We start from the raw sequence: 20,600 nt of genomic DNA on the forward strand, positions 1-20,600 counted from the left end.
CTCCTCAGTGCCCTGAATGCATATTTACAGGCTGCTCAGACATTGCTGGCATACTGTTTTCTGTTTTTTCAGGGTGGCGCATACGTTCCAGCGCGCCCGTAATATTGGCTTCGGAGTCAATGAGGAACAGGCCACTGACCACCACGGTATCGCCTTCATTAAGACCGGAGCCAATGCCGGACTGTTGCTGTGATTCATGCAGAACGTGGATCTGTTTCGGCACAAACTTGCCTTCATCATCAACAGTAATCACGCGCTGTTCTTTGCCGGTATCGATAACGGCCTGGCTTGGTATCAGCAGCATCTCCTGACTTTGGGTATTCAGTTTGAGATAGGCATTCATGCCCGGCTTGAGAAACTCATCCTTGTTAGTAACCTGGAGGCGGACCTGAAGCGTGCGGGTTGTCTGATCCACGCTGGGAAGAATGTTCCATTTTTCGACATGGAATGTTTTATCCGGATAAGCCGGTACCGAAATTTCAAACTGCGACGTATCTTTCAGCAGATAGGCGATAGATTCTGGCACTGCAGCGCTGATCCAGACCGGGTCCATCCCCTGAATCTGAGCCACCACCTTATCTTTGGAAATATTCATGCCGGTGCGCAGGTCAAATGCAGTAATGACACCATCAATAGGTGCTTTAATGGTAAAACGGGTCTGGATTGTGCGGGTTGAACGCAGCCTTTGAATATCCTCTTCCGGCATACCAGCCAGACGAAGTCGCTCCAGAACCCCTTTTATCTGGGTTGGCGTACCGCCTGTACCGGATAACAGCAGAAACTCACTTTGTGCCTCAACCCATTCAGGAATGGTGATATCGATAAGCGGAGTGCCTTTCTTCACATGATCGCCAATCGTCAGGGGATACACTTTTTCGACGAAACCGTCAGAACGCGCCTGCACAATGACAAACTGATATTCGTTGTAACTGACATTAGCCGGGATTGTCTGAGAATAATTCAGCATTCCTCGCGTGACTTTTTGCGTTTTTAATCCCAGATTCTGAACCTGAGTTGGATCGATACGGATCCCGCCACTGCTTTTATCGCCACTTTCATCAGCATATTTCGGCACAAGGTCCATATCCATAAAAGGCGATTTTCCGGGTTTATCAAATTTGGTATCCGGTTTCATAGGGTCATACCAGAAAAGTACCTTTTTCTCCGGTGCCTTTTGTTCTGCTGGTACTGTTTTTTGTGATGAGTTTAAATACTGCCAGGCAGTAACCGATATCAGCCCCCCTGCTATGAGGCTGCTGATAATTATTGCAGCATATTTTATCTTTAAAGAAGCCATACAATTTCTCGCTGAAAAATCAAAACACCTGGCATATGCGCACGATTATTCATTCACAGTAATCCCATAATGAATGTTCAGGCGCACTGGATGTATTCGCTCCGGACTGTTAATCAGGATTGCGTAACGTTAATGCTTTTGAGTAAGGAGATATTGCCCTGCTGAATAAACGAGAAATCGACATGGTTGCCGGTTTTCAGGGCATTGATAGCGTCGTCTGCATTAACAAAAGTGAAGCGCATGGTCATTGCAGGCCAGCCCACCGCCGGGATTGCTTCGTGCGAAATGGTAATCTTTTTACTATTCATATCAATGTCTTTAACGATACCGGTGCCCTTGATAACCTGCTGTACCGAAGCATCACTGGCAGCATTCATATCGCCATGCTGATGTGTTTCAGCATGAAGACCGGCAGAAAACATGACAGAGAAGGCACCAAATAAAACGGCTTTAAGTGAATTACGCATTTTAATTTCCTGATTAATTGAATAAATTTACTCTACCCAACCGCCACCCAGCGCGGTAAACAGATTAATTTCGTTAACCTGTCGGGAATAGGTAAGATCGAGAATGGTTTGCTGCGTCGCGAAGAGGGAACGTTCTGCATCCAGCACTTCGATGTAACTGACAGCACCACTTGCATACAATCCTCTGGCACGCTGTAGAGTTATCTGAAGTGAATCAAGATAACGCTGCTGTGACTCAAGTTGCTGGCTAAGGCTGTCGCGCAGCGCAAGCGTGTCGGAAACATCCTTAAAGGCTGACTGAATTTTTTGTTCGTAATTAACCACGGACTGTTGCTGGCGAATTTCAGCCAGCTTCAGATTGGCTTTGTTCCTGCCAGCATTAAATATAGGAATTTCAATTTTAGGAATAAAATTCCACATTCCACTTCCTGACGTAAAGAGGCTGGACAGCTCCGTACTGCTAGAGGAGAGACCACTGGTCAGGGTAATGGACGGGAAAAAAGCCGCTCGCGCTGCGCCAATATTGGCATCAGCCGCTTTCAACTGGTATTCCGCTTCCATAATATCCGGACGCTGCAGCAATATTTGTGACGACAGATTTGGTGGCAATTTTACTGGTGCGATCTCCCCACCTTTAATCCCTTTTTCTGACGGAACTGCGCGGTACGTTCCCAGCACCAGTTGCAGGGCATTGTTTGCCTGAGCCAGATCGCCTTCTCGTTTGGCTATTTCGGCGCGGGTACTTTCGATTTGCCCCCTGGCTTGTTCAAGCGCCAGAACGTTCGTACTCCCGGTCACCAGTTGTTGCTCAACGAATGCATAAGACTGTTCATAATTTTTCAGCGTTTCCCGCGCAATACGGAGTTGTTCGTACGCCAGTTGCTGGCTGAAATAGCTCTGTGAAACGTTGGAGACCAGCAGGATGTGTACGGCACGACGGGCTTCTTCGCTGGCAAAGTAGTTCTGGCGATCAGCCTCACTCATGTTCTTAAGTTTGCCAAAAAAATCGAGCTCATAGCTGAGCTCCAGACCCGCGTCGTACTCCTGTGTGGTCGGCTTGTCACCTTTCAGACCACCGTTGTATGTGATCCCGGATGAGGCATTCAGTTGGGGATAACGATCTGCATCCGTGACGTTGAACTGGGCCCGGGCCTCTTCAACCTTCAGGGCAGCCATTCTCAAATCACGGTTATTATTCAGGGCTTCACCGATCAGCCTGCTGACCTGGGGATCGACAAAAAAGTTTCGCCAGCCCGTATCCTGATAGCTGTTTACCGCAGGCGTCAGACTGTTTTTAGACAATGAAAACTGCTGGGGAACCGGAGCTGGCGGACGCTGATATTCAGGTGCCAGAGAAACACAACCAGCCAGGATGAATATGGTACTGATGCTGAGTAATTTTAATTTGAACATAACGCTTCTCGTACAGGCAGACCTGGTAAATGGTTCAAACGAAGTCCAGAGTATTGATAGGGATACTTTACCGAACGCTCTCTGTTTGCCGGGTGACAGGATAATGACAATGTTGTCATTTTTGCTGTAATCCGTTGATAACGATCGTGGGCGCAATAAAATGACATTAGCAGCCAGCCGGGGAGCATGATGAAAATATTAATCGTTGAAGACGAAATTAAAACAGGTGAATATCTCAGCAAGGGGCTGACAGAGGCGGGGTTCGTCGTGGATCACGCTGATAATGGTCTGACCGGATATCATCTTGCCATGACAGCCGAGTATGATTTAGCCATCCTGGATATCATGCTGCCTGATGTAAACGGCTGGGATATCATCCGTATGCTGCGCAGTGCCGGAAAGGGGATGCCGGTATTACTGCTGACGGCCCTTGGCACGATTGAACACAGGGTCAAAGGACTTGAGCTGGGTGCGGACGATTATCTGGTGAAGCCCTTTGCGTTTGCTGAACTGCTCGCCCGGGTAAGAACCCTCCTCAGGCGGGGAAACACGATGATCACGGAAAGCCAGCTTAAAGTGGCTGACCTCTCGGTTGATCTCGTATCCAGAAAAGTCAGCCGCGCCGGGAACCGCATTGTGCTCACCAGTAAAGAGTTCAGCTTGCTGGAATTCTTCATTCGCCATCAGGGAGAAGTTCTTCCCCGCTCCCTGATTGCCTCTCAGGTCTGGGACATGAATTTTGACAGCGACACTAACGCGATTGATGTCGCAGTAAAGCGACTCCGCGCTAAAATAGACAACGATTACGGGACAAAACTGATCCAGACAGTGCGGGGCGTGGGCTACATGCTGGAGATCCCGGATGCATAGCAAACCGTCCAGACGACCTTTCTCACTCGCGCTGCGGCTGACCTTTTTTATCAGCCTGTCCACAATACTGGCGTTTATCGCCTTCACCTGGTTTATGCTGCATTCTGTTGAAAAGCATTTTGCCGAGCAGGATGTCAGCGATCTGCAACAAATCAGCACCACACTGAGCCGTATACTCCAGTCCCCGGCAGATCCGGATGAAAAAAAAGTAAGCAAAATAAAGGAATCGATCGCCAGCTACCGCAACGTTGCCCTTTTGCTCCTCAATCCCCGGGGTGAGGTGCTGTACAGCTCTGCGCAGGGGGCAGCACTACGCCCGGCCGTGAATTCAGCCGATTTTAGCGAGCACAGCCGCGCACGGGATGTCTTTCTCTGGACGGTGGAGGATACTGCGAGAGCGATGGATACCGGGTCCGGAATGAAGATGGAAACGTACCGGATTATCGCCTCCTCTGGCCAGGCGACATTTCAGGGCAAACAGCAGAATTATGTCATGCTGACTGGCCTCTCCATTAATTTCCATCTCCATTACCTCGATGCGCTGAAAAAAAATCTGATTGCGATCGCCGTCGTGATAAGCCTGCTGATTGTTCTGATCATTCGCATCGCTGTCCGTCAGGGGCACCTGCCCCTTCGTAATGTCAGCAATGCCATTAAAAACATCACCTCCGAGAATCTTGATGCGCGGCTGGAACCGACACGCGTTCCCATTGAGCTGGAGCAACTGGTTATCTCGTTCAATCATATGATTGGAAAGATTGAGGACGTCTTTACCCGCCAGGCCAATTTCTCTGCCGATATCGCGCATGAGATCAGAACGCCCATCACCAATCTGGTGACGCAGACTGAAATCGCACTGAGTCAGGATCGAACCCAGAAGGAACTTGAGGATGTCCTCTACTCCAGTCTTGAAGAGTATAACCGGATGACCAAAATGGTCAGCGACATGCTGTTTCTGGCACAGGCGGACAATAACCAGCTTATACCTGACAGGGTCCGTTTTGACCTCAGAGCAGAAGTCATGAAAGTCTTCGAGTTTTTCGAAGCCTGGGCCGAAGAACGCAATATCACGCTCAAATTTAACGGGATGCCCTGCCTGGTTGAGGGAGATCCACAAATGTTCAGAAGAGCGATCAATAATCTGTTATCCAATGCCCTGCGTTATACCCCGGAGGGACAGGCCATCACCGTCTCAATAAGAGAGCAGGAGAGTTTTTTTGACCTTGTGATTGAAAATCCGGGGAAACCAATCCCTGAAGAACATTTATTAAGGCTTTTTGACCGTTTTTATCGGGTGGATCCGTCCAGACAACGAAAAGGAGAAGGCAGCGGCATCGGCCTTGCGATTGTAAAGTCAATCGTGGAAGCACATCACGGAAGAGTGCGGGTGGAATCGGACGTACGCTCCACGCGTTTTATCTTATCCGTGCCCAGACTGGAGAAAATGATCCCGGAAATCCAATGCTGAGAATAAAGATTTAAATGACAAAGATGTCATTAGCCTGTCATGCAGCAAACAGAAGCCATTCGATATAATTAGTGCAACTTATCAGGAAGGCTGGATTGCTTCATCAATACCCGGCGTCAGAGTACGCCAGGAAATGAATATCCAGCCTTCTCCCGGAGAAATAAACGCTGCCGAACCTGTTTCAGTTATGGAACTGAAAACACCGGTTGTACTTCCCCGGACATCACTAATTCAGAAATGGAGAGTTATCATGAAAAATATCGTATTAGCATCTTTGCTGGGCTTTGGTTTAATTACATCGTCCTGGGCCACTGAAACCGTGAATATCCATGATCGCGTCAACAATGCACAGGCTCCTGCTCACCAGATGCAGTCTGCTGCGGCTCCTGTCGGGATCCAGGGGACTGCTCCTCGTATGACCGGTATGGACCAGCATGAACAGGCCATTATTGCTCATGAAACCATGACGAACGGCTCGGCGGATGCGCACCAGAAAATGGTGGAAAGTCATCAGAAGATGATGGGAAATAACACAGTATCCACGACCGTCCCGTCAACATCTTACACGGCGATGAATGAGCATGAAAGAGCAGCGGTTGCCCATGAATTCATGAATAACGGGCAATCCGGCCCACATCAGGCCATGGCCGAAGCGCACCGCCGCATGATCAATGCAGGCTGAATGCGACTGTAGTATCCGTGCTTTTACCCTTTCCTTGATAGATTATTCCTTAACCGGATATGTTGTGAGATTTTTGCCCCCGTCAGGGGGCTTTTTTATCTGACTCAGCTACAATTAACCGGTACCTGTCTGAAAGGATTTATTAAATGAAAATCAAAAACACCCTTTTTGTAATATTAATGTTATCCCTGCCAGCCATTTCTGCTGAACATTCGGAAATGAAAATGTCAGATATGCACTCATCGGCATCGTCACAGGAATATATGGCTGGCATGAAAGACATGCATGACAAAATGATGGCCGCCGTTAATGAGCCCGATCCCGATAAGGCCTTTGCAAAAGGTATGATCGCACACCATGAAGGAGCAATAGCAATGGCTGAGACCGAACTTAAATACGGAAAAGATCCCGAAATGAGAAAGCTTGCGCAGGACATCATTAAAGCTCAGAAAGGTGAAATCGAGCAGATGAATAAATGGCTTGGCAGTCAAAAATAAAGATTGCAAAAACGCCATAATAAGCGTAATTTTAATTCACTCCCGGGCACGGGAGCCTGTTAAACGTTAAATAATTAAAACCCGATTAATTTCGGGTTTTTTATATACTATACTCCGGTCCTTTGCTGTGGACCGGAATATATGCAGCAGCGATAATTTTTACACATTATCTCGTCATGGCAACAATATCGCTCAGGATCTCAACCAGCTCAATCCTTTCCTGCATTCCGTCATGATAGGTTGATCTTGAGATGATTCTTTCCGCTGTCATCCGGGGCCAGAATTTATCAAGCACATTATCGGGCTTCATTCCCACCGCCCGGCCAATTATTTTTTTAGCATCACAGGTGTCCGTAAACGTGACGGCTACACCGGTCATTTCTTCGATCAGATCCGGGCAGAGATAGTTCTCTATTTCACGTTTACGCGTGGCGAAGAATACCTTACCGGCATCCTCCACTTCTCTTTTACGTTTCTGAATGGACATAACCTGTGCAGGGTCTCCCCCAATATCGGAGTCCAGAAAAACGCACCAGGGAAGCCCCAGATCGTTGGCCAGATTCAATGTAACCCAGTGTTTGACGCTGCCACACCCTCCTATGAGGACTGGCACTATTTTCACGTCCTCCAGAGAGGCTGGCAGCACACCTGACTGTTTTAATGAACTGGCCGCATGCCTCAGGAAAGTGACATCCGACTTTCCCTCTACCAGAACAATCCCCTGCGCCCTTTCCATACCGGTCTCTGGTAGCACCCCCAGGCTTTCAGTGGCTTCCTTCAGCACAGCGTCATCCGGCATTTTTACTACGGGTTCACCCGCCTCATTTCGGGTGACATAACGTACACCTTCGACAGGGATCAATCCGGCCAGCGCCGGGACATGGGTGGTGACGATAATCTGACGGTGCGGCTGGCCTGCCAGTGCCAGCAACGCTTTCATCAGCATCATCTGATAGTTTGGCTGCTGTGACGTTTCAGGCTCTTCGATGGCATAAATCATGTTTCTGGGCGTCCCCGCGACATTCTTTTCAGCCTCAGCCCGGAAAAAATTCAACAGGATAAGCCTCCTTATCCCGCTGCCGCGCTTATTGATGGGGATGCCATTTTCCCCGTCCAGGGTGAAATTGAAGGTCCACTTGGGTTTTTCCTTAAATCGTGGAGTCAGTTCACTGGCGAGTTCGGGGGCCATTTCACGTAATTTATCCGGGTATACGGATTTAATGGTTGATGGGGCACCTTCACCCCATCAATCTGATACCACCCTCAGATGGTTGATAGATCGACTCCGTAGTTGAGTTCCTCTGCGAAGTCCGGCAGTCCGTAACCGATGGTTTTCTTGTAGAAAGGAGAGACCTTCGCAGTCGGTGCCTTCTTCTTGTGCTTCGTGGTGTAGAGCATTCGTGCCCGCATCACCTCGAAGGAGTAACCGCGCCCTTCACGGTTCTTGTCCTTGGCCAGTCGGTTGATGGACTCCGTGTAAGCGTTGGTGACGGGCATGTCCGTCTCGAAGTAGGTCATGGTCTCTTCGCGCCAGTTTCCCACTGCCCTGACCAGATCGCTCCAGACTTCCTTTTGGCCCTTCGGGATGGTGGCTATCCACTCGTCCAGGGCGGCTTCTGCCTGGAGCCGTGTGGTGGCGTCCCAGATGCCGTAGAAGCGCTCCTTGTGCTCGTAGGCGGCCAGCAGTTGCGGGAACGCGCCTGTCCAGGTCTCCATGATGAGGCGCTCCCGGTCTGAGACTTCGTGAGCGCGTTTCAGCAGGATTTTCCGGTCTCCCTTGAGAGTCCGGCTCTGGGACGGTTTCAGCTCCTTTCTGAGGCCCTTGCGCACTCTCTCTAGGGCATCGTTGGCCATGCGCACCACATGGAACTTATCGACCACGATACGGGCCTGGGGCAGCACAGCCTTGACCGCTGCCCGGTAGGGGTTCCACATGTCCATGCTGACGATCTCGACCTTCTGCCGGTCTTTCAGCTTCATCAGGTAGTTGGTCACCACGTCCTGGCGGCGGGTGGCCAGCAGGTCGAGCAGGGTTCGCTCCTCAATGTTGGTCAGAATGCAGCGGTAGCGCTTGTTCAGGTATAGCTCGTCAATGCCCAGGATGCGGGGCGTCTCGAAGCGGTGCCAGCGCCCCAGGAACTCGGCGCGGGCGTTGAAGATGTCGCGCACCGTCTTCTCGTCCAGGCCGGTCTGTGCCGCCACAAAGGTGTAGGGGTGGTTGAAGGATTCCTTCTCCACGTACTCATGCAGCCGCAGTGTCATACGGAATCCGTCCACCATCTCCGGTAGCTGGGGCCTGAATGTTGTCTTGCAGGCCCGGCAGGTGTATCGGCGGCGGACCACCCAGAGAGTGACCCGCTTGCCGTGGATGGGCAGATCACGATAGGGAACGTCACGCTTGCCGAACCGTACGAACTCACCCTGCACGCCGCATTCCTCGCAGGCGATGGGATCGGGCACGTCCACCTGGAAGTGCATTTCGTCGTCGGTTGATTTGCAGCCCAGTACTTGGTATTGCGGCAGGTGAAGGATGTTGTCGGGAAGTTCGGTCATGGTGTTGTATAGGCGTAGGTGTCAGTCAGATCCATCCGACTCGGCATTGGTGTTTGCTTTTTTACCCAACAAGCTGCTGGAAACGAAAAGTAAGGCACCGAGGACAATTGCAATATCAGCCAGGTTGAAGGCCGGCCAATGCCAGTCTCGCCAATAGAAATCAAAGGAATCCACAACATAACCGCGAAAGACCCGGTCAATCAGGTTGCCCATGGCGCCACCGAGGATAAGACTGTAAGCGATGGCTTCTCCTTTATGACGATTTTCAAGGATCAGCTTGATCAGAAAAATCGAGACCACTACCGCGATTCCGATAAAAAAGTAGCGCTGCCAGCCTCCACCATTCGCAAAAAGACTGAATGCGGCACCGGTGTTCCATAGGTGCACCCAGTTAAAGAACGGGGTCACCGAAACATACTCGCCATAGGCCATTGATTGCTGCACCAGCCACTTTACAGCCTGATCAGACGCTGCCATCAGGCCCGATATGGACAATAGGGCATACGGCGAGAGCTTTTTGCCAATAATGAGCATTATTTAACCCTTCAACGCCAAAATGCGTCTGGCACCGTTAAGTACAATGCCCCCCGCGATGGTGCCGATAATCAGATCCGGATAATTGGAACCGGTCCACGCGACCAGGGCGCCGGCGGTGATGACCCCCAGGTTGATCACCACGTCGTTGGCCGAGAATATCCAGCTTGCCTTCATGTGCGCCCCGCCTTCCCGATGTTTGGATATGAGCAGCAGACAACTGGTATTGGCAATCAATGCGACGAATGCGATAGCCATCATCACCAGCGATTCAGGCTCACTACCGAATACAAAGCGTCTCACCACCTCTACGAGCACGCCCACAGCCAAGATCAGTTGCAGTACACCAGCAAGATGCGCGGCACGTACCTGCATTTTCACGCTATGTCCAACCGCATAAAGGGCAAGCCCGTACACCGCCGCATCGGCAAAATTGTCCAGGGATTCTCCAATCAGGCCGGTGGACCGGGCGATCAGACCGGCAGTCATTTCCACCACGAACAGAAGTGCATTGATGCCGAGCAACCAGCGCAGGGTCCCGGATTCTTGCTTAGCAGAAGCTGCCGAAAACTCGGCGGCCTTGATGGTCTCCGGATTTGCAGCGACGGTTTCCTGAAGCGAGGCGCCTAGCCCCAAGGTCTTCAGTTTCGAGGTGACGGGCTCGACCTCGCCGTCATGCACGACCTTCAGCCGGCGGTTCGACAAGTCGAAGGACAGCGCCCGAATCTCCTCAAAGCCGTTCAGGGCTAGGCGAATCATTCGTTCTTCTGATGGACAGTCCATCTTCGGCACGGCATAAACACTGACCCATCTCCCTGGCGCCTCGGAGGAGGCCTGTATATCGGTATCCGCTGCGGACGTTGCATCACCGCCACAGGCGCCACCACAGGATTTGCTCATGATACGACTCCACTTGAACAATGTTGTGGTACCATTTAAAACTATAAAGCTACTATAAGGTCAATAGAGTAAAGAATCCGTTGGGGAGGAGGCTGATGCGCATTGGTCAGTTGGCGCAGTTGGTAGGGGTCGAAACACAGACGATCCGCTTCTATGAACAGCAGGGCTTGTTGCCGCCGCCTGATCGGCAGGACAACGGTTACCGTGTCTATACCGAGAAGCATGGTGAGGGGCTGGCCTTCATCCGTCGCTGCAGAATCCTGGGCCTGTCACTGGCTGAGATTCACGAACTACAGAGCTATCAGGACGACCCTCATCAGCCTTGTACCGCCGTCAACGCCTTGCTCGATGATCACATCTCTCATGTGCGGTCGCAGATAACCGCTCTGCAAGCGCTTGAGAAACAACTCGTTTCACTGAGAGCGAGTTGCAACGATGACCGGGAAGTTGAGGCGTGTGGGGTTCTTGCTGGAATTAGCGAAGGAAACATGCACCAGCAGTAGGTGAAGCATCAACCAGATAATCCGATGAGATGCCGGTCTGTCTCACTCTCATGCAAAGGTAAGATCAACCATTTAATCCGCTTACCCATACTTTAAAGCTCAGGCAAGAAAATGTGATGTAGCACAATTTACAACGATTTTAAAAAGAGTATAATTTTCATATGATATAGTCACGAATGTAATGGATTTATCTTTGTGAAAAACCAAGAATAACTAACGGATTACAACTTTTATTGCCAGGTAAAAAAATGAGAAACGCCCACGATATACTTGACAATATTGTATATGATTTTGCCAATGCCACAGGTCTGGGTTCTGTTGCCGTAGATCTGAATGGCAAAGAGATATCCCCATGGTATAATTTTACTTCTTTCTGCCAGCAGGTCAGGCAAATCGCAGCTTACCATCCCTATTGCCAACAATGCGATCGCTGTGGTGGTTTTGAAAGTACGAAAGCAAAACAGATTCAATGTTATCGCTGTCACGCAGGACTCGTAGATTTTTCCATTCCTATTTTCATTAACGGTAATCTGACAGGGTTTGTTTCTTGTGGACAAGCACGTGTTGCAGAAAACTTACCATTACCAAAAATAGTGGAAAACGATAAAAACTTACCAACAGAATCAAAACTTATCGAACTATATCATGAGGTGCCTGAACTGAGCCTGATGAAAATAAAGTCTGCTGCACAGCTCCTGAACCTTATTATAGAGAACTACCTTAGTAAGGAATATAATTTACGTATAGTAAAAAATGTCAGTCCTGTTAAAAATCAGAAACTGGAGACATTGGGTCGACATCAGGCAACAATGGAAATGATACTCAATCACATAAATCAGAATTTCTCTGACAATCTCAATCTTGAACAAATGGCCAGCAAAGCCAACCTGAGTATGTTTTATTTTTCCAGAACGTTTAAGGAGTTGACAGGCACAGGCTTCACTGCTTATTTAATAAATAAAAGAATGACGGAAGCTCATTGTCTCCTTGAACAAACAAACTGGAGCATTGAAAAAATAGCACGAAGTGTCGGTTATAATGATGTCCATTATTTTTCCCGTCTCTTTAAGAAAACGTTCAATAGGTCTCCATCAGAATTCCGAAATCATTCTTCAGGCTTTTCCATGTAAATATCTCGCTTAATCTGTCCATTCACTTTTGAGATCTTCCAACATGTTAATTATGTCTCCTGAGGATATGATTCACCGAATATCAGCTCAGCCCCTCCACCTACCCTAAGTACTTCACTCCCAGTACACCGCATTTCCGTTCAGTTACTTTTGGAAGTTCAAAAGCAACAGGGATGTGAGGAACTCATCCATAACATTCTTAACTCCGATGAAACGATACTTCAGAACCAGAAAAAGACTCAGAAACATGCTGATACTGAATAGACAGTACGACCATGCTTGCGCTTGCGAATCTGCCCACCTACTGCCTGTTCCATTACTTAACATCCCCAGATGGAAGATGTTACTATCGAAACCAGCCGGACGGGGCATTCCTGTCAACCGGGGGCGGTTTGTTTTTGATGTCCCGTTTCGGCTCTGTCAGTTTCAATTTATCGGGTTCCTGTGTTGATCATCCACTATCAGAAGAAATGATTAATCTGTAGCAAGTATCGTGGCTTGTCCTAAATAACTGATCCTAATACCGCTACACTTTAGCCAGCCCGTGTTTTCCACCGGGGAATGGGCTGACGGTATCCATAAAGTGATGAACCTTTTTCAACAGTTGCCACATTGAACGGCACTGGTGATTTCGGGTTATTGTCTCATGAAGCGCCTGCCACAACCGTTCGACATGATTGACCCATGGCGAGTAAACCGGCTGATAAATGACCCTGAACTTCTGGTTTGCTTTCAGCCAGCGCAACGTTTCACGGCTTTTGTGGATAATGTAGTTATCGACAATGAGCGTAATCGTTTTTGCCCGCCGGTATGTCGCCTTAAGATGTTTTAACAGTCTGATAAATAAAGATGAACCTTTACTGTTTCCACCTACGTAGCTGACTTTTCCCGTACCGCTGTGCAGCGCACCGGCAAGATAGTACTTTTCATTCTGGCCCGGTGTGACAACACGTTTTTGCTGCCCGCGTAACTGCCAGTCAGCACCGATTTTCGGGTTGAGATGAATATCCACTTCATCTTCGGAAAACACGGGATTTTCCGCACTGCATTTCGCCAGTGCTTCATGGATAGCGACCATTTTTTCTTCTTTGTGTGGGTCACGGATACGCAGTGTCGGCGCTGCTCTGCGCCATACCAGCCCGGCAGCAGGTAACCATCTCCGGATGGTTGAGGCATGTAGCGGACAACCGGTGACATCACGGATTTTTATCGCCAGCAGTTCGGTACTCCAGCGGGAACGCTGATAACCGAAATCGCCGGGAGAATGCTTCACAAGCTCACGCAGCAATGCGCAAATATGTTCGAACGGCCAGCGCCTGCCACGTCCTGACGGTAATGACTTCAGGCCTTCAGCACCAGACAGAGTGAACCAGTTAATCCAGCGACCAATCGATGAGCGGGCACAGCAGAGTGTTCTGGCCACATGACTGACGCGCTCGCCCCGGTGCAACATCAGCATGGCGGTCAGTCTGCGGGCATAATTTTTATCACGCGTTTTATGGATAGCTTTCTGCATCAGGCGTCGTTCGTCACGGGGAATTGGTGCTATGATCGGCATCGCTCAGTCCGGTTGGTGATTTGGGATATTCAGCGATTGATCAGATCGCACAATTCGGGCTGAGTTCCCTCAAAGTGATCTACTATTCCGAACAGTTATTTAGAAAAAAGCACGGGTAATCTGAAGGTTGGATATGATCGTTAGACAGCATAACCATTGCGTATAACAACAGACGAGTTGAAGGAAAAAAACTGCTAAACCTCCGCTCTTGGCACAGGGCCGCTGTCGCAGCCCTGACAACCTTAGACTTCGATCGATTCAGATATCTCCAGCGCATCATCGACTTCAATGCCCAAGTATCGAACTGTACTTTCCAGTTTCTTGTAGCCCAGAAGGAGTTGGATCACTCTGAGATTCTTAGTTTTTTTGTAGATCAGGTAAGGTTTTGTTCTTCGCATAGAATGCGTGCTGTAAAGTGAATTTTCGAGACCAAGCTTTGCTATCCACCCATGAAAAATTCGGTTGTATTGCCGGGTTGATATGTGTTGGCAAGTACCAACCCGAGACCGGAACAAGAAGTCTTTACTATGCAAATTACCAAGCTTTATCAATGCAGCAACAGCTTCTCTTGTTCCTTTGGTTATCTCAAATTGGACAGGACTACCGGTTTTCTGTTGCAACACCGTTGCTCTGCTTGAAACAGAACTGCCATATGCAACATCTGATACTTTGAGTTTGACCAGGTCACAGCCTCGTAGCTTACTGTCCAAAGCCATGTTGAACAGTGCAAGATCGCGTGTTTTACCTTCCAGCTCAAGTCGAATCCGGATCCCCCAGATATGAGATATCTGAAGCGGCCTTTTTTGACCGATGATACAGTCTTTGTTCCACGGTGACGTTTTCATACTCAAATCTCCTGCAATATGGGAGATTTGAGTATGGTTGTCCCTTAAGAGCGAAGAGCGAAGAGCGGAAGCTAGCTTTATGGGTAATCTATTCCAGGTGATGCTACCAACTTACTGATGTAGTGTATGATGGTGTTTTTGAGGTGCTCCTGTGGCTTCCGTCTCCGTCTGTTGTCCCTCCTGTTCAGCTACTGACGGGGTGGTGCGTAACGGCAAAAGTACTGCCGGGCATCAGCGCTATCTCTGCTCTCACTGCCGTAAAACATGGCAGCTCACCTTCACTTACACCGCATCTCAGCCCGGAACACACCAGAAAATCATTGATATGGCCATGAATGGTGTCGGTTGCCGCGCCACCGCACGCATTATGGGCATTGGTCTCAACCCCATTTTCCGCCATTTAAAAAACTCAGGCCGCAGTCAGTAACCTCCCGGATACAGCCGGGCAGTGATGTCATTGTCTGTGCGGAGATGGACGAGCAATGGGGCTACGTCGGGGCAAAATCACGGCAGCGCTGGCTGTTTTACGCGTATGACAGGATACGCAGAACGGTGGTGGCGCATGTCTTTGGTGAACGCACCATGGCTACGCTGGAACGTCTTCTTGGCCTGCTGTCGGCCTTTGAGGTGGTGGTATGGATGACGGACGGATGGCCGCTGTATGAGTCACGCGGCTTTGTTGAATAAATCGAACTTTTGCTGAGTTGAAGGATCAGATCACGTATCTTCCCGACAACGCAGACCGTTCCGTGGCAAAGCAAAAGTTCAAAATCACCAACTGGCCCACCTACAATAAAGCCCTCATCAACCGTGGCTCCATAACTTTCTGGCTGGATGATGAAGCTATTCAGGCCTGGTATGAGTCAGCAACACCTTCTTCACGAGGCAGACCTCAGCGCTATTCTGACCTTGCCATCACGACTGTGCTGGTCATTAAACGCGTATTCAGGCTGACCCTGCGCGCTGCGCAGGGTTTTATTGATTCCATTTTTACACTGATGAATGTTCCGTTGCGCTGCCCGGATTACACCAGTGTCAGCAGGCGCGCAAAGTCGGTTAATGTCAGTTTCAAAACGTTCACCCGAGGTGAAATCGCGCATCTGGTGATTGATTCCACCGGGCTGAAGGTCTTTGGTGAAGGCGAATGGAAAGTCAAAAAACATGGCCAGGAACGCCGTCGTATATGGCGAAAGTTGCATCTGGCAGTTGACAGCAACACACATGAAATCATCTGTGCAGACCTGTCGCTGAACAATGTGACGGACTCAGAAGCCTTCCCGGGTCTTATCCGGCAGACTCACAGAAAAATCAGGGCAGCAGCGGCAGACGGCGCTTACGACACCCGGCTCTGTCACGATGAACTGCGGCGTAAGAAAATCAGCGCGCTTATCCCTCCCCGAAAAGGTGCAGGTTACTGGCCCGGTGAATATGCAGACCGTAACCGTGCAGTGGCTAATCAGCGAATGACCGGGAGTAATGCGCGGTGGAAATGGACAACAGATTACAACCGTCGCTCGATAGCGGAAACGGCGATGTACCGGGTAAAACAGCTGTTCGGGGGTTCACTGACGCTGCGTGACTACGATGGTCAGGTTGCGGAGGCTATGGCCCTGGTACGAGCGCTGAACAAAATGACGAAAGCAGGTATGCCTGAAAGCGTGCGTATTGCCTGAAAACACAACCCGCTACGGGGGAGACTTACCCGAAATCTGATTTATTCAACAAAGCCCCCAGCCACATGAAGGCCAGCGTGGTCACCGTTGAAAAGATGATAAAAGCATATCACAGTGAACGTTATGAAGGTGTTACCGCTTTTCTTTTATTTGGTAATCCAACAGATGTTCTTCATCTTGCTGAGGGCGGAGTTAAAATTCCTTCAGTAAATATTGGAGGAATGATTTATGAAGAGGGTCGTAAACAACTCACGAAATCCGTCAGCGCAACTCCTGAAGACATCGCGTCGTTTAAAAAACTGCATGAGAAAGGTGTTCAGCTTGAACTACGGCAATTACCCTCTGATTCCGCGGTTGATTTTTATTCTAAAATTGAATAATGAAGGTTAAATGACATGGAAACATATCAAATTATTGCACTGGTCATGGTAGCTGCTTTAGCGGGGATAGGGAGTGTGCTGGACGAAGCTCAGACCCACCGCCCACTTGTGGTTTGTACGCTGGTCGGGATCGTTCTGGGTGATATTAAAACCGGTATTATCTTAGGCGGTACACTTGAAATGATGGCCCTGGGCTGGATGAGCGTCGGGCTTGCAATGGCGCCAGATACCGCCATTGCTTCCGTCATTTCAACTATCCTCGTCATTACGACCCATCAGGGCATTGGGCAAGGTATTGCCATCGCAGTCGCCCTGGCAGCAGCAGGTCAGGTCTTAACTATTTTTATCAGAACGATAGCGGTATTCTTTGTCCACAAGGCAGATACCTATGCCGAGTCCGGCAATATTCGAGGTATCGAGTTCATGCATATCAGTGCGCTGTCATTACAGGCATTACGCGTTGCACTCCCCACGCTGGCCGTACTGATGCTTGATGTTACCACCGTTCAGAACGTTCTCAACAGTATCCCGGAAGTCGTCACAAAAGGTCTCCAGATCGGAGGTGGCATTGTTGTCGTTGTGGGTTATGCAATGGTTGTCAATATGATGAATGTCAGACATTTGATGCCATTCCTGTTTGCGGGTTTTCTGATTGCGGCTTTCACCAATTTCAATCTGGTTGGACTTGGAGGGATGGGGTTAGTTGCCGCCATTATTTACCTTCAGGTAAATCCAAGATTTTCTGCGGCCAGTAAAGCGGTAAGTAGCCCATCGAAAGCAACCTTGTCTGATGAAGACGATCGCGATTCCTGAGGAGCCAATCATGTCAATCGATAATACCAATAAAGACACTACTGTTACCGAAAATAAACGCCTTACCTCTGGCGACCTTAGAAGTATGTTTTTAAGATCAAACGTCCTTCTGGCTTCAGCAAACTTTGAACGTGTACAGAATCTGGGTATTTGCTATATCATGATTCCTGCCATAAAACGGTTGTATGCGCCGGGTCCGGAAAGAATAGAAGCTCTTAAAAGACATCTGGAGTGGTTTAATACTCAGCCCTACTGCGCCTCCCCCATATTGGGTGTTGCGGCGGCGATGGAAGAGGAAAAAGCAAACGGTGCACAGATTGAAGGGAATAGTATCAGTGGTGTAAAAATCGGTTTGATGGGTCCCTTCGCAGGTGTTGGAGATCCTATTTTTTGGGGGACTATCAGACCCGTTCTTGCTGCCCTGGGAGCCTCTCTTGCGTTAACCGGAAATATCCTTGGCCCAATCATTTTTTTTGTATTGTTCAACGCAATCCGTTTAGCACTGAAATACTATGGTTTAAATTACGGATACCAGAAAGGAAGAGAAATTCTTAAGGATTTGGGTGGGGATCGCCTTCAGAAACTGACAGAAGGTGCATCAATTCTGGGACTGTTCGTTATTGGCGCCCTGGTTTGTAAGTGGACGACAATTAATGTACCGATTGTTGTATCCCGTGTCACACAGGCAGATGGCCATGTCACAGTAACAACGCTGCAGAACATCTTCGATCAGTTACTTCCGGGAATGCTTCCTTTGGCTCTTACATTGTTAGTTGCAAGATTGCTCAGGAAGAAACTGAGTCCCCTACTATTGATTATGCTTATTTTTGCATTCGGTATTCTGGGTTACTGGGCTGGAATATTGGCTTAATAATAAAACACAAAAACTTGGAGCTCCCCTGTCATCGGGGGAGCCTCCATCATTTCTTCATAAAAAATTCAACTCCATAAACAACACCTGTTTTATTAAATTGTTACTTACTCTCAATATGAAATTCATTAAAGATTTATCCCCAATGAAAATCATACGTGTGACGAGAAGGGTTTAAGTTTTGTGACGCTAGCACAACCTTTTGTAACTCCGATGTACCGCAAAACATAAAAAAGCATGAATTGGAATTCCAGACTGAATTCAGACCTACCCACAGACGATTTTTATATAATACCAAAAAGTATTTCTATTTCTTAGAAAACCCCCATCACCTTAATATACACACATCCTCAGCAGCAGTATTTTGACACGCGGCCATTATTATATTTTATTTAACATTAAACACTCATGAAAATTAAATATTGAGAAACGATCCTGGGGGTACATTTATTTAATAAGAATAAATTTTGACGCTGCTATAAAATTAAATCATTAGATATCAATGGAATACCGCGCATATCACGCATCCATTATCTTGTCTCATGACTTTACCTAAATTTGGTATTACCTCTAAGATTATATATATTCATTTTTTGATATTTGTATCCTCCTGTCGCCTCACTATTCGCAAGTAAGGTTGGTCATAATACAATCATGAAAAAGAGAAGGTCTGGCAATATCACCATCTACGAAATAATCAGAGACCTCTTTTCTATGCTAAACCGCGGACATACAAGCTCTGCCTCGTGGGCAGAAGCAACCACACTCGACAACATAATGCAACAAATAAATTAAAATTATTTTCTTCGCCAACGCAAGAACACACCATCAGTTAAATATTATTTAATTTAAAAAACAATCACATACATTAAAAAATGGCAAATCAACACCTGAAAACGCAATAATGATGCTTCAAAAAAAAAGATCCCCGCAATTATTTTAAAATCCAATCCCTTACCCTTTCCGGGTGAATTATCCCCCACAGACGATTTCCTCCCGGAAGGAGAACAATATGCAACAAGAAGCGTTAGGTATGGTCGAGACCAAAGGTCTGACTGCAGCAATAGAAGCTGCTGATGCGATGGTCAAATCAGCCAATGTCGTGCTCATTGGTTACGAAAAAATTGGTTCTGGTCTGATAACAGTGCTCGTACGCGGAGATGTGGGTGCAGTCAAAGCCGCCACCGATGCCGGTTGTGCCTCTGCTCGTCAGATCGGCGATGTCATCGCTACCCATGTCATTCCACGTCCGCATTCTGATGTTGAAAAACTCCTGCCAGCAGGCCTTAAACCATCTGAAGGAGTTAAACAATGAGTAGCGATAACCTCGTAGAAAATATTATCGCCGAGGTGCTCGGAAAAGTCGGGGATTTGAAAACCCCGTCCGCCGCATCCCAGCCGGGGATATCTCAGCAGGAGCCCGCTATCCCAAGAAAACTTTGCGGTTTAACCGAGTTCGTCGGGACGGCAACGGGCGACAGTATCGGCCTTGTAATTGCCAACGTTGACAGCGCCTTGCTGGATGCCATGCATCTGGAGAAGAAATACCGTTCAATAGGCATCCTTGGTGCACGTACTGGTGCGGGCCCACAGATCATGGCGGCTGATGAAGCTGTCAAAGCCACAAATACTGAAGTCGTTGCAATTGAACTGGCCCGCGACACTAAAGGCGGCGCAGGACACGGTTCACTGGTGCTGTTCGGTGGTCAGGATGTTTCCGATGTGAAACGGGCTGTGGAAGTGGCGCTAGGCGAACTTGAGCGTACTTTCGGTGACATTTACGCCAACGCAGCAGGTCATGTGGAACTCCAGTACACCGCACGCGCCAGCTACGCTCTGGAAAAAGCATTTGGCGCCCCCCTTGGACGCGCCTGTGGCGTGATTGTCGGTGCCCCGGCAGCGATTGGTGTGCTGATGGCAGACACGGCGATCAAATCTGCCAATGTGGATGTGGTGGCTTACAACTCCCCGGCAAAAGGCACCAGCTTTACTAACGAAGTTATTCTGATTGTTTCCGGTGACTCCGGTGCTGTGCGCCAGGCGGTGCGTTCTGCACGTGATGTAGGTCTGACTCTGCTGGAAACAATGGGTGGCAAAGCGCCTTCAGCCACAACCCCCTATATCTGATTACCATGTAGTGGAGAAC

20 protein-coding genes and 2 pseudogenes are annotated in these 20,600 nt (G+C 48.7%); 13 read left to right on the forward strand and 9 right to left on the reverse strand.

Annotation, left to right across the window (positions count from 1 at the left end):
- Positions 1–4 precede the first annotated feature (4 nt).
- From silB to silC, 3 genes are all read right to left on the reverse strand, one after another.
- The gene (silB, locus tag ACQ0PY_RS19865; protein WP_001446341.1) at positions 5–1,297 is read right to left on the reverse strand and encodes a Cu(+)/Ag(+) efflux RND transporter periplasmic adaptor subunit SilB; all 1,293 of its coding nucleotides are present in this window, start codon (positions 1,295–1,297) and stop codon (positions 5–7) included.
- A gap of 113 nt (positions 1,298–1,410) precedes the next feature.
- Complete coding sequence (locus tag ACQ0PY_RS19870) at positions 1,411–1,764, reverse strand: Cu(+)/Ag(+) efflux RND transporter periplasmic metallochaperone SilF (RefSeq protein ID WP_001246152.1); 354 nt, start codon at positions 1,762–1,764, stop codon at positions 1,411–1,413.
- 27 nt (positions 1,765–1,791) lie between these two features.
- Complete coding sequence (silC, locus tag ACQ0PY_RS19875) at positions 1,792–3,177, reverse strand: Cu(+)/Ag(+) efflux RND transporter outer membrane channel SilC (protein WP_001507116.1); 1,386 nt, start codon at positions 3,175–3,177, stop codon at positions 1,792–1,794.
- A 189-nt stretch (positions 3,178–3,366) separates the two neighbouring features.
- On the opposite strand from silC, the gene silR reads away from it, so the two are divergent.
- The 4 genes from silR to copM all read left to right on the forward strand — a co-directional run bounded on the left by silR (position 3,367) and on the right by copM (position 6,694).
- The gene (gene silR, locus ACQ0PY_RS19880) at positions 3,367–4,047 is read left to right on the forward strand and encodes a copper/silver response regulator transcription factor SilR (protein WP_000697966.1); all 681 of its coding nucleotides are present in this window, start codon (positions 3,367–3,369) and stop codon (positions 4,045–4,047) included.
- On the forward strand, positions 4,040–5,515 hold the full coding sequence (silS, locus tag ACQ0PY_RS19885) for a copper/silver sensor histidine kinase SilS (RefSeq protein WP_023165801.1): 1,476 nt from the start codon (positions 4,040–4,042) through the stop codon (positions 5,513–5,515). Before silR ends, silS begins: the two co-directional genes overlap by 8 nt.
- A 250-nt stretch (positions 5,516–5,765) precedes the next feature.
- On the forward strand, positions 5,766–6,197 hold the full coding sequence (silE, locus tag ACQ0PY_RS19890) for a silver-binding protein SilE (RefSeq protein ID WP_023165800.1): 432 nt from the start codon (positions 5,766–5,768) through the stop codon (positions 6,195–6,197).
- 146 nt (positions 6,198–6,343) lie between these two features.
- On the forward strand, positions 6,344–6,694 hold the full coding sequence (gene copM / locus ACQ0PY_RS19895; RefSeq protein ID WP_008786877.1) for a CopM family metallochaperone: 351 nt from the start codon (positions 6,344–6,346) through the stop codon (positions 6,692–6,694).
- 166 nt (positions 6,695–6,860) lie between these two features.
- On the opposite strand, the pseudogene ACQ0PY_RS19900 reads toward copM, so the two are convergent.
- The 4 genes and pseudogenes from ACQ0PY_RS19900 to ACQ0PY_RS19915 all read right to left on the reverse strand — a co-directional run.
- Positions 6,861–7,898 (reverse strand): annotated as a pseudogene (locus ACQ0PY_RS19900) (ATP-dependent nuclease); the annotation flags it as partial.
- Between the two features lie 59 nt (positions 7,899–7,957).
- The gene (locus ACQ0PY_RS19905; protein WP_004574636.1) at positions 7,958–9,247 is read right to left on the reverse strand and encodes an ISL3-like element ISPpu12 family transposase; all 1,290 of its coding nucleotides are present in this window, start codon (positions 9,245–9,247) and stop codon (positions 7,958–7,960) included.
- A gap of 21 nt (positions 9,248–9,268) precedes the next feature.
- Positions 9,269–9,781 carry a signal peptidase II gene (lspA, locus tag ACQ0PY_RS19910; protein WP_047352305.1) on the reverse strand — a complete coding sequence of 171 codons (513 nt, stop codon included), beginning with the start codon at positions 9,779–9,781 and terminating at the stop codon, positions 9,269–9,271.
- Between the two features lie 3 nt (positions 9,782–9,784).
- Positions 9,785–10,681 carry a cation efflux transmembrane domain-containing protein gene (locus tag ACQ0PY_RS19915; protein ID WP_004364974.1) on the reverse strand — a complete coding sequence of 299 codons (897 nt, stop codon included), beginning with the start codon at positions 10,679–10,681 and terminating at the stop codon, positions 9,785–9,787.
- Between the two features lie 95 nt (positions 10,682–10,776).
- Between ACQ0PY_RS19915 and cadR the strand changes: the two genes are divergently transcribed.
- Positions 10,777–11,184, forward strand: a complete 408-nt coding sequence (cadR, locus tag ACQ0PY_RS19920) for a Cd(II)/Pb(II)-responsive transcriptional regulator (protein ID WP_004364961.1) — start codon at positions 10,777–10,779, stop codon at positions 11,182–11,184.
- Positions 11,185–11,432: 248 nt separating this feature from the next.
- Entirely contained in the window at positions 11,433–12,314 is an 882-nt protein-coding gene (locus ACQ0PY_RS19925; RefSeq protein WP_011787829.1) for a PocR ligand-binding domain-containing protein, read from the forward strand.
- A gap of 526 nt (positions 12,315–12,840) precedes the next feature.
- On the opposite strand, the gene ACQ0PY_RS19930 is transcribed toward ACQ0PY_RS19925, so the two are convergent.
- Positions 12,841–13,872 (reverse strand): IS630-like element ISSpu2 family transposase, encoded by a 1,032-nt coding sequence (locus ACQ0PY_RS19930; RefSeq protein WP_011787828.1) that lies wholly within the window; start codon positions 13,870–13,872, stop codon positions 12,841–12,843.
- Positions 13,873–14,114: 242 nt separating this feature from the next.
- A complete protein-coding gene (locus tag ACQ0PY_RS19935) occupies positions 14,115–14,717 on the reverse strand; it encodes a site-specific integrase (RefSeq protein ID WP_011787827.1) in 603 nt (200 codons plus the stop codon).
- A 151-nt stretch (positions 14,718–14,868) separates the two neighbouring features.
- Between ACQ0PY_RS19935 and ACQ0PY_RS19940 the strand changes: the two are divergent.
- The 7 genes and pseudogenes from ACQ0PY_RS19940 to pduB all read left to right on the forward strand — a co-directional run.
- Positions 14,869–15,389, forward strand: a pseudogene (locus tag ACQ0PY_RS19940) (IS1 family transposase); the annotation flags it as partial.
- Between the two features lie 32 nt (positions 15,390–15,421).
- A complete protein-coding gene (locus ACQ0PY_RS19945) occupies positions 15,422–16,390 on the forward strand; it encodes an IS5-like element IS903B family transposase (RefSeq protein ID WP_077910088.1) in 969 nt (322 codons plus the stop codon).
- Positions 16,391–16,467: 77 nt separating this feature from the next.
- On the forward strand, positions 16,468–16,770 hold the full coding sequence (locus ACQ0PY_RS19950; RefSeq protein WP_241159783.1) for a PTS sugar transporter subunit IIB: 303 nt from the start codon (positions 16,468–16,470) through the stop codon (positions 16,768–16,770).
- Positions 16,771–16,785: 15 nt separating this feature from the next.
- A complete protein-coding gene (locus ACQ0PY_RS19955) occupies positions 16,786–17,583 on the forward strand; it encodes a PTS mannose/fructose/sorbose transporter subunit IIC (protein ID WP_334263354.1) in 798 nt (265 codons plus the stop codon).
- A 10-nt stretch (positions 17,584–17,593) separates the two neighbouring features.
- Complete coding sequence (locus tag ACQ0PY_RS19960; protein WP_011787822.1) at positions 17,594–18,454, forward strand: mannose/fructose/sorbose PTS transporter subunit IID; 861 nt, start codon at positions 17,594–17,596, stop codon at positions 18,452–18,454.
- A 1,012-nt stretch (positions 18,455–19,466) separates the two neighbouring features.
- On the forward strand, positions 19,467–19,769 hold the full coding sequence (pduA, locus tag ACQ0PY_RS19965; protein ID WP_011918380.1) for a propanediol utilization microcompartment protein PduA: 303 nt from the start codon (positions 19,467–19,469) through the stop codon (positions 19,767–19,769).
- The gene (gene pduB / locus ACQ0PY_RS19970) at positions 19,766–20,581 is read left to right on the forward strand and encodes a propanediol utilization microcompartment protein PduB (RefSeq protein WP_011787820.1); all 816 of its coding nucleotides are present in this window, start codon (positions 19,766–19,768) and stop codon (positions 20,579–20,581) included. The genes pduA and pduB overlap by 4 nt, the downstream gene beginning before the upstream one ends.
- Positions 20,582–20,600 lie beyond the last annotated feature (19 nt).

This window comes from Citrobacter sp. LST-B2, from assembly GCF_057983045.1.

What these genes read in the sequence shown, in the direction of transcription:
- ACQ0PY_RS19925 (WP_011787829.1), top strand. Translation starts at nt 11,433, where the DNA reads ATGAGAAACGCCCACGATATACTTGACAATATTGTATATGATTTTGCC.
- ACQ0PY_RS19955 (WP_334263354.1), top strand. Translation starts at nt 16,786, where the DNA reads ATGGAAACATATCAAATTATTGCACTGGTCATGGTAGCTGCTTTAGCG.
- silB (WP_001446341.1), bottom strand. Translation starts at nt 1,297, where the DNA reads ATGGCTTCTTTAAAGATAAAATATGCTGCAATAATTATCAGCAGCCTC.
- ACQ0PY_RS19870 (WP_001246152.1), bottom strand. Translation starts at nt 1,764, where the DNA reads ATGCGTAATTCACTTAAAGCCGTTTTATTTGGTGCCTTCTCTGTCATG.
- silS (WP_023165801.1), top strand. Translation starts at nt 4,040, where the DNA reads ATGCATAGCAAACCGTCCAGACGACCTTTCTCACTCGCGCTGCGGCTG.
- silC (WP_001507116.1), bottom strand. Translation starts at nt 3,177, where the DNA reads ATGTTCAAATTAAAATTACTCAGCATCAGTACCATATTCATCCTGGCT.
- ACQ0PY_RS19915 (WP_004364974.1), bottom strand. Translation starts at nt 10,681, where the DNA reads ATGAGCAAATCCTGTGGTGGCGCCTGTGGCGGTGATGCAACGTCCGCA.
- silR (WP_000697966.1), top strand. Translation starts at nt 3,367, where the DNA reads ATGAAAATATTAATCGTTGAAGACGAAATTAAAACAGGTGAATATCTC.
- copM (WP_008786877.1), top strand. Translation starts at nt 6,344, where the DNA reads ATGAAAATCAAAAACACCCTTTTTGTAATATTAATGTTATCCCTGCCA.
- ACQ0PY_RS19935 (WP_011787827.1), bottom strand. Translation starts at nt 14,717, where the DNA reads ATGAAAACGTCACCGTGGAACAAAGACTGTATCATCGGTCAAAAAAGG.
- cadR (WP_004364961.1), top strand. Translation starts at nt 10,777, where the DNA reads ATGCGCATTGGTCAGTTGGCGCAGTTGGTAGGGGTCGAAACACAGACG.
- ACQ0PY_RS19930 (WP_011787828.1), bottom strand. Translation starts at nt 13,872, where the DNA reads ATGCCGATCATAGCACCAATTCCCCGTGACGAACGACGCCTGATGCAG.
- ACQ0PY_RS19960 (WP_011787822.1), top strand. Translation starts at nt 17,594, where the DNA reads ATGTCAATCGATAATACCAATAAAGACACTACTGTTACCGAAAATAAA.
- pduA (WP_011918380.1), top strand. Translation starts at nt 19,467, where the DNA reads ATGCAACAAGAAGCGTTAGGTATGGTCGAGACCAAAGGTCTGACTGCA.
- lspA (WP_047352305.1), bottom strand. Translation starts at nt 9,781, where the DNA reads ATGCTCATTATTGGCAAAAAGCTCTCGCCGTATGCCCTATTGTCCATA.
- silE (WP_023165800.1), top strand. Translation starts at nt 5,766, where the DNA reads ATGAAAAATATCGTATTAGCATCTTTGCTGGGCTTTGGTTTAATTACA.
- pduB (WP_011787820.1), top strand. Translation starts at nt 19,766, where the DNA reads ATGAGTAGCGATAACCTCGTAGAAAATATTATCGCCGAGGTGCTCGGA.
- ACQ0PY_RS19905 (WP_004574636.1), bottom strand. Translation starts at nt 9,247, where the DNA reads ATGACCGAACTTCCCGACAACATCCTTCACCTGCCGCAATACCAAGTA.